This is a genomic window from Serratia sp. (in: enterobacteria) (genome assembly GCF_046715635.1).
Classification (GTDB): domain Bacteria; phylum Pseudomonadota; class Gammaproteobacteria; order Enterobacterales; family Enterobacteriaceae; genus Chania.
This window is the reverse complement of record NZ_JBKJYW010000380.1, coordinates 1-7,881: the sequence shown is the minus strand read 5'-3', so window position 1 is coordinate 7,881 and position 7,881 is coordinate 1. Positions and strand designations below refer to the sequence as shown.

The following is a 7,881-nucleotide window of genomic DNA, read 5'->3' as shown; positions in this document are numbered from 1 at the left end:
GCTGTCGGCTTAGCTGCGCCGTCATGCGCCGCATACGCCATAAGAACAGCAGCGCGATCAACGCCAGGGCGGATTGGCCAAGGAAACTTGCCGACAGCGGTACTGGTAACAAATCTTGCGTCCAAATAACCAGTTGTGGGCCGATTATTGCCGCTAGCAGCCCGCCAAGCATAATACGGGAAATCGCCATCGGCTGTTCAGGCCTGGCGACATAATCTGTTATCGCAAAACGGTAACTTTGTACACAGGCCGCGTAGCAGCCAGCCAGCAGACAGCCCAAACAGAACAGGCCGAAAGAGCCGCTAATCACCCCCAATGTGGCTATCACTCCACCCACCAATGCGCTAATTGCGCCAAGGGTGTAAGCGTTAACCCGCCCAAAACGGGCAATCAGCATCCCCATGGGTAAAACAGACAATGCCAGGCCGATGTTATAAAGGCTGACTGGCAGGGTTGATAAGGTTTTATTGTTGCTTAACGCTTCGCCCACTAACCCACCGAGCGAGATGATAATCGGTGGCGAGGATGCTCCAATAGCCTGAAGGGCAAAAAGCAAATAGACATAGCGCCTGGTCTGCGCACGGTATGCCTCTGTCCCTGAAGTTATGCTTGCCGGATCCACAATGGGCGTCCTTGTTTGTCATTGCATTAAATAAATCAGGCGGTGTATCTACGCCGCCTGATTGGCTTATGGGAATCAATAATATCCCAGCAATTTCCACCAGGCGAGGCCGACGACAAAGATCAGAAGGACATTGAAGGTCACAACACAGAAATTGATTTTATAGAAGCGTGGCCGTTCAAAATAACCCTGGGCAAAGTAAATTGGTCCTGGCCCACCGCCATATTCGGTATTTCCCCACATCAGATTACTGAAAATACCAAAGCAGATGGCAACCATCATCGGCGGCGCGCCAGCAGCGATAGCGGTAGCTGCGAATGGAGCATACAGTGCAGCGACATGGCCGGAGGCCGTGGCAAACAGATAATGCACATAAATATACAGTATCCCCAGAATGACAAACGTCTGCATTGCGCCAAAACCGCTGATAGTGGTTTCGAGCTTGGTGGTCATCCAACTGATAAAGCCGAGGCTGGATAGCCCGCCCGCCAGGCTGATGATGACGCTGAACCAGATCACCGTATCCCACGCGGCCTGATCTTTTAGCAGGTCTTTCCAACTCACGGCATGAGTAGCAAACAGATAGGCAGCCAACCCCAGTCCTACCGTGGTGGCCGATAATCCTGTCAGCAGACTGGTGCCCCAGCCCAGCAGTGCCAGGACAAAACCCAACGCGACCTTTTTTTCAACGCCTGACATTGCACCCAGCTCGTTGAGAGCCCGGCGTCCCATGTCTTTTGCTTCCGGGGTCTTTTTAAGTTCAGGGTTCAATAACTTATAGACCAGCAGTGGCATCAGGATAAAGCACACCATGGCGGGTACGACCGCGGCCACGAACCAGCCACCCCAGGTTATTTCTACCCCTAGCGATCCTTTCGCCAGGCTGCCTACCAGTGGGTTCGCCGCCATCCCGGTCAGAAAGATGGCTCCGGTAATGGGCGTGAACTGGAAGCACACCATAATCAGAAAGTCGCCGATCTTTTTACCGCTGTTACCTGGCGCCGAACCTAAGACTTCATTGATAGAGCGAACGATGGGAAAGATAATGCCACCCGATCTGGCGGTTACCGACGGCATAGCCGGAGCCATAATCAGATCGGAGATCCCTAGCGAGTAGGCAATCCCCAGGCTGCTGCCACCAAATAGTGACAGCATTTTATAGGCGATGCGCTTACCCAAGCCGGAGGTAACGAACCCCAGTGACAGGATATAAGCACAAAAAATCAACCATACTGTCCCACTGGCAAAGCCGGATAAGGCTTTGGCCTCCGTCAGGGTTCCGGTAAAAATGGCAACGCAAAGCGCGACCAGCATGACTGCTCCGGAGGGCAGTGGTTGAGTCAGAATTGCCGCAATAGTTGCTGCAAAGATGGCGAACATCTGCCATGCCTGCGGTGTTAATCCCTCAGGCACCGGGTAAAACCAGATCGCCAAGCCTAAAAGCAAGGGGATCAGGATGGCGATAACTTTTTTCTTTCTGTCGGGTGATCCTGCTGACATAATTATCTCCTTATACAAGGATTGAATTCCTGCGGATGCATTAGCCCTGTTTGGCTGAATGCTGTACTGCCCGATCCACCATTTCCGGTGCCATACCCAAATAATTCGTCGGGTCGGTAAGCTGCTCAATCAGCTCTGGTTGCAGACGGCTGGCAATGGCCGGTAACGCGTTCAGCACATCGGCGAGGCGTCCTCCCTGTTCATTGACGATGCGGCAGGCGTCATACACCACATCATGGGCATCCTGGCGGCCAATATAAGGTGCAAGCCCCATCATCACGGCTTCGGCTACGATCAACCCGTTAGTCATGTCCAGGTTTCTTGCCATGGCAGCTTCATCCACAATCAGCCCACCGAGCATAAATCTTGCCTGCTTCAGCGCACCGGCGCTGAGAATGAAGCTTTCTGGGATGGCTATCCATTCGGCATGCCAGGGCCCGGTGGCGCGCTCCAGATCCTGGACCATCGCATCCAACATCAACCCAGCCTGTTGACGGACTCCTTTGGCGCAGGCCAGCATAAGCTCACTGGAAATAGGATTGCGTTTTTGTGGCATGGTACTGCTGGCACCACGGCCTTTGACGAAGGGCTCATAGAGTTCGCCGAATTCGTTTGAGGCCATCAGCATGACGTCATAGGCGATTTTGCCCAACGAGCCGGTGATCAGGCCCAACAGGTTAACGGCTTCGGCAAAACCGTCGCGTGCGACATGCCAGGTGGAGGTAGGAGTGCCCAGTCTCAGCTCTTCCATCATCGCCTGCTGCACAGCCAGCCCCTTGTCCCCCAGCGAAGCCAACGTCCCTGCGGCTCCGGCGAATTGGCCTACCAGTACGCGTGGGCGAGCTTGCGCCAGGCGTTCGGCGTGCCGATCAAACATATTGAGCCAGATTGCCGCCTTATAGCCGAAGGTTATCGGTAATGCTTGTTGCAAATGGGTGCGTCCGGCCATTGGGGTGGTTCGATAGCGCTGTGCCATGTCAGCCAGAATGCGGCGTAGTTCGTTGATATCGGTTTCAATAAGATCGAATGCATCGCGGATTTGCAGTACTACTGCGGTGTCCATAATATCTTGTGTCGTTGCACCCCAGTGAACGTATCCCCCCGAGCTGCCTGCCTGTTTTGATATCTGATGCACCAACGGCAAAATAGGATAGCCAACGATTTCGGTTTCATGACGTAGCAGGTCAAAATCCAGCGTGTCTGCACTGCAGCTGGCCGCAATTTCCTCTGCGGCTTCCTCTGGGATCACCCCACAGCGAGCTTCGGCTTTGGCCAGAGCGACTTCCACCTCGACGTACTTGCGCACCAACTCGCGATCATCAAAAATGGCACGCATTTCCGGGGTACCAAAAGCGTCACGGAACAGAATAGAATCAAGAACATTAGAAGCCATATTGCCTCCCTGAGAGTAAGAATGGTGGTAAGATTTATTTCATATGTCATATAGGGACAGGTGGCTAAACAGCGCCTTGGGTGGAATAAGGAAGCGATGGCTCTAGCTGTTCAGATGATTTTTAATGTCCGTACATTTGATATGTACGGACAATATATAATGTCCGTACATTAAGGCAAAGCTGTCTTGCTACAACTTTGTGATGTGGGTCTGAAAGTTTTTTCGGGGGGTAATGGCCAGACAGCTATGAAAGAATCTCTTTATAAACGTATTGCTCGTGAGCTAGTGCAAAGTATTGCCTCGGGTAAGTACCCGGTTGGCACGTTGTTGCCACCTGAAATGGAGCTGTGCGAACAGTTTGCTGTCAGCCGACATACCATTCGTGAAGCTTTGCGTGATATCACCGAGCAGGGATTGATCGTCAGGCGTAAGGGGATTGGCACTCTGATAGTGGAAAAAAAATCAGACAGCGCTATGAATCACCCGCTGGCCAGCCTGGAAGATTTGCTTTTCCTGGCCAGCAATAACCTTCGGGTGGTTAAAAAGATTGATGAGGTGGTGGCTGATGAGGAGCTATCTCAAGTGATCGGCGGTTCGCCGGGTTCGCGCTGGTTACATATCGCCAGCATCCGCGAAGACAGCGCCAAGAAAGACGCGCCTATCTGTTGGACAGACAGCTATACCCGCCTGATTTACGACAAAATACGTCGCCTGGTGCGCAGCGATCCCTACGCATTGATCAGTGAGCTGATTGAAAAACATTATGGGGTCAAGAGTGAAGAGGTTCGGCAGACCATCACTGCGGTTGGCGTATCGCCGAAAATTGCTAAAGTGCTTGGCGTTGAACCCGGTTCGCCAGCGCTGAGAATTGTTCGTCGTTACGTTGACCGCCATGGTGAAACGTTCGAAACGACGGTTTCTATCCATCCAGCGGACAGATACGCTTGTTCTATTGTGTTAAGACCGCAAGCTTAAGGACAACGCTATCTTTTCGGCGAATGCATCAGGTAATACTCTTCGCCGCCGTCATCCCCGGGGGAGACGATCTGCCAGCCGTGTTTGTGATAGAACGCCAGCGCCTTGTGGTTTTTCACCAGGCACTTGAGCGAGCCAGTTGAGGTAAACGCCCGCTCTGCGGCATGCAATAGCGCACTGCCCACGCCCTGTGGTGGCAACCGGGGATCGACATACAGATGATGAATAAAGTCTTCTGCTCGATAAAGCGAAACAAAGCCGAGTAGCCTGCCATCCTGCTCGGCTATCCAGATCTCTTCGCCAATCGTTGAGCGATCAAAGTCTTCCAGCCGGTAGTTTTGAGTATCGCGCCAGGTGAAAGCGGCTTGGCGGGCGGCCAGATACAGGTTGCGCAGGAAAGGGCGGTCGGCCTCTTGGTAAGGTCTTATTTGCATGACGGCTCCTGATGATTTGCTAGCACTATAGCTGACAATCAACTGATTTCAACGCTGGTAGCTAGCCGTTGCGCCAACCCTTTGGCCCCGGCCCGCATCACCGCATCGTGGTTCCAGCGAAATAACGGCGCCGCCAGCGGTGCCAAATAGTTCATCCAGAACGTAGTGGTTCGCACCTGCCAGGTATAACGCGCAAGGGTATAAACCCCATCGGAACTTAACAGCCACTGGCCGAATCCTTCCACTTCGCCGCTGGCTTGCCCCTCCAATAGCTGTAGCGGCACAATATTCATAATATGCATATCGAAGGTGATGTGGTAAGGCAGCACGCCTTGCCAGGTATAACGATGCAACGCACCGATGCCGAGTGCATCGCCTTTGCCTATCTCGACCACCTGTAACAGGTTTTTCCACCAGCTTGGCCAGATATCGGGATGATAAAGCACTTCCCACACCGTCTCTAATGGGGCTTTGATACGCCAGGTAGTGACGAACTGGTATTCGGCCATATCGGGTTTTGCCTTAAGGGGTAAAGAAGTCAGCGGGAAAATGCGGGTTGAACACTAGCGCATTCATTACCACAGTTTCCATTTCTCGATCGCCGCTATTGTAGCTGACCACCTTGATTGGGAAGCCGTGGCGGTCTTCTAGCCAGACCTCATAATGATGAACGCCGTCGATGCTAACCCCAGCCGCTCCAAGGATAGAGAGATGCAAAACGGTTTGTTCTGCCAGGCTTTCCTTGCCTATTACGGTAGTTTTCCCGCCTTGCTGTAGCTGGCGAATATTGCGCAATAAGGTGCCGACGTCCGATCGGTCTACGCGATGGCCATTAGGCCCTTGTACCAACGAGTTGCTGGGTGACAGGCTCAATACGGGCAGTGTGCCCATACCGAATGGCCATACGCGCACCTTGGCGCTATCAGGAGCATAGATCAGCACGGCCCCGTGATGAGGCTCGGTGAAATCCATACGCACATAACCCGGCTTACGGTAGCTATATCGCATCAGGGTGCGATCGCCTTGGGCCGATCGGGAGTCGATCCTGCACTGGTAGGCAGCAATCTGCGCCAATTGTTCCTGCGCCAGAACAATCGGATCCGGTGGCGTTGTGGGAGCCGCATGGGCGCCGGTTATCAACGCCATTGCCAGTAGCCATTGGTTGCCGAATAAGTGGTTGATACATTTCTCCCTGTGGAACCATGGCCGGAAAAGGTTGGCCTCATTAATTAAATATAGGATCTGGATCACAGACGACGGGGGTTTTATTCTTAAAACATCATACTATTCGAGTTGTTGGGGCTTGATATGCCACATACTCTGAGTGAGCTTTTCGCCACAAAAAAGGCTCCATCCCTCTCGGTTTGAAGCCCTGCAAAATCGTTCAAGCGTCAGTGTTTATTTCACATCGACCTGATAAAAAATATGTTTGCCGAACGGGTCGATTTCGTATCCGGTCACTTCTTTACGCACTGGCTCAAAAATCGTTGAGTGGGCAATCATCACCGCTGGCATCTGGTCGTGCATCATCTGCTGGGCTTCTTTGTACAGCTCTACGCGCTTTTGGTGATGACTTTCGGCACGCGCTTCCAGGATCAGCTTATCAAACGGCTGATAGCACCACTTTGACGAGTTAGAACCGCCGTTGGCTGACGTACAGCTATACAGCGGGCCAAAGAAATTATCCGGGTCGCCGGTTGCCGTGGTCCAGCCCATCAGTGCGGCCTGATGCTCGCCGTTTTTCACCCGCGTCAGGTACTCACCCCATTCAAAGGTGACCACTTTGGCCGTGACGCCCACTTTCGCCCAGTCGGACTGGATCATCTCGGCCATGCGCTTGGCGTTCGGGTTATACGGGCGCTGAACCGGCATTGCCCACAGATCGATAGTCATGCCATTGGCGAAGCCCGCTTCTTTCAGCAGCGCTTTGGCCTTATCCGGATCGTAATCGTAGTCTTTCAAATCTGCATCGGCACTCCACACGCCCGGTGGCAGCAGGTTTTTTGCTGCCGTGCCGGTACCGTGGAATACCGCCTCGATGATCGCCGGTTTATTGATGGCCAGCGCCAGCGCCTGACGGACTTTCACGTTATCCAGCGGTGCCTTTTGGGTGTTAAACGCCAGGAAACCGGTGTTCAAGCCCGCTTTTTGCATCAGGTTGATGTCTTGGTTTGCCTTCATGCGCGGCAGATCTGCCGGGTTAGGGAACGGCATCACCTGGCATTCATTTTTTTCCAGCTTGGCGTAACGCATCGATGCGTCCGGCGTGATGGAGAACACCAGACGGTCGATCTTCGCTTTGCCCTGCCAGTAATCAGGGAAGGCGGTAAACAGGATGCGGGAGTCTTTATGATATTGCTTCAATTCAAACGGCCCGGTGCCAATCGGGTCCATATCCACACGCTCTGGCGTGCCCGCTTTCAACATGGAATGGGCATATTCGGCGGAGAGAATTGAGGCGAAATACCAGCCTAAATCAGCGACAAACGGCGCTTCTGGATGGGCCAACGTGAAACGCACCGTATGGTCATCAACCTTGTCGATAGCGGTGATTAACTTGCCAAACTCCAGGCTTTCGAAGTTGGAGTAGTTGCCGTTGGAAACGTTGTGATAGGGATGGTTTGGATCTTTCTGGCGCATAAATGAGAAGATCACATCATCGGCGTTAAAATCGCGCGTCGGCTTGAAATATTTGTTGCTCTGGAACTTTACCCCTTGGCGCAGATGGAAGGTGTACACCTTCCCGTCTTCGCTGACGTCCCAACTTTCAGCCAGGCTAGGCTGCAGCTCGGTGGTACCTACTTTGAAATCCACCAGCCGGTTATAGATGGGCACCGCGCTGGCATCTACGCTGGTCCCGGAGGTGTAGAGTTGCGGGTTAAAGTTTTCTGGTGAACCTTCTGAACAATAGACTAACGTTTTTGCTGCTACCCCAGAGCTTATTGAGAGCGCTGCTA

General features: G+C 53.0%; 8 protein-coding genes. 1 reads left to right on the top strand and 7 read right to left on the bottom strand.

Annotated features, from left to right (window positions below; genetic code table 11):
* The 3 genes from ACLQ7H_RS19905 to pcaB all read right to left on the bottom strand — a co-directional run.
* On the bottom strand, positions 1 to 622 hold a 622-nt coding region (locus ACLQ7H_RS19905; RefSeq protein WP_411754161.1), incomplete at its 3' end, for an MFS transporter.
* 75 nt (positions 623 to 697) lie between these two features.
* A complete protein-coding gene (locus tag ACLQ7H_RS19900; RefSeq protein WP_411754160.1) occupies positions 698 to 2,122 on the bottom strand; it encodes a DASS family sodium-coupled anion symporter in 1,425 nt (474 codons plus the stop codon).
* A gap of 40 nt (positions 2,123 to 2,162) precedes the next feature.
* Entirely contained in the window at positions 2,163 to 3,515 is a 1,353-nt protein-coding gene (pcaB, locus tag ACLQ7H_RS19895) for a 3-carboxy-cis,cis-muconate cycloisomerase (protein ID WP_411754159.1), read from the bottom strand.
* 246 nt (positions 3,516 to 3,761) lie between these two features.
* Here pcaB and ACLQ7H_RS19890 point away from each other — a divergent pair, with 246 nt between their 5' ends.
* Entirely contained in the window at positions 3,762 to 4,490 is a 729-nt protein-coding gene (locus ACLQ7H_RS19890) for a GntR family transcriptional regulator (RefSeq protein WP_411754158.1), read from the top strand.
* Positions 4,491 to 4,498: 8 nt separating this feature from the next.
* Here the strand turns inward: ACLQ7H_RS19890 and ACLQ7H_RS19885 are convergent, their stop codons facing one another.
* From ACLQ7H_RS19885 to ACLQ7H_RS19870, 4 genes are all read right to left on the bottom strand, one after another.
* Positions 4,499 to 4,924: a GNAT family N-acetyltransferase gene (locus tag ACLQ7H_RS19885; RefSeq protein WP_411754157.1), complete on the bottom strand. Its 426-nt coding sequence runs from the start codon at positions 4,922 to 4,924 to the stop codon at positions 4,499 to 4,501.
* A gap of 38 nt (positions 4,925 to 4,962) precedes the next feature.
* Positions 4,963 to 5,433 (bottom strand): SRPBCC family protein, encoded by a 471-nt coding sequence (locus ACLQ7H_RS19880; protein ID WP_411754156.1) that lies wholly within the window; start codon positions 5,431 to 5,433, stop codon positions 4,963 to 4,965.
* Positions 5,434 to 5,446: 13 nt separating this feature from the next.
* On the bottom strand, positions 5,447 to 6,070 hold the full coding sequence (locus ACLQ7H_RS19875; protein ID WP_411754155.1) for a LolA family protein: 624 nt from the start codon (positions 6,068 to 6,070) through the stop codon (positions 5,447 to 5,449).
* 252 nt (positions 6,071 to 6,322) lie between these two features.
* Positions 6,323 to 7,881, bottom strand: a 1,559-nt coding sequence (locus tag ACLQ7H_RS19870) for an ABC transporter substrate-binding protein (protein ID WP_411754154.1), incomplete at its 5' end; no start/stop codon positions are given.

Bases quoted from the DNA above. Each gene is read 5' to 3' on its own strand.
- ACLQ7H_RS19900 (WP_411754160.1), bottom strand. From the start codon at position 2,122: ATGTCAGCAGGATCACCCGACAGAAAGAAAAAAGTTATCGCCATCCTG.
- pcaB (WP_411754159.1), bottom strand. From the start codon at position 3,515: ATGGCTTCTAATGTTCTTGATTCTATTCTGTTCCGTGACGCTTTTGGT.
- ACLQ7H_RS19890 (WP_411754158.1), top strand. From the start codon at position 3,762: ATGAAAGAATCTCTTTATAAACGTATTGCTCGTGAGCTAGTGCAAAGT.
- ACLQ7H_RS19885 (WP_411754157.1), bottom strand. From the start codon at position 4,924: ATGCAAATAAGACCTTACCAAGAGGCCGACCGCCCTTTCCTGCGCAAC.
- ACLQ7H_RS19880 (WP_411754156.1), bottom strand. From the start codon at position 5,433: ATGGCCGAATACCAGTTCGTCACTACCTGGCGTATCAAAGCCCCATTA.
- ACLQ7H_RS19875 (WP_411754155.1), bottom strand. From the start codon at position 6,070: ATGGCGTTGATAACCGGCGCCCATGCGGCTCCCACAACGCCACCGGAT.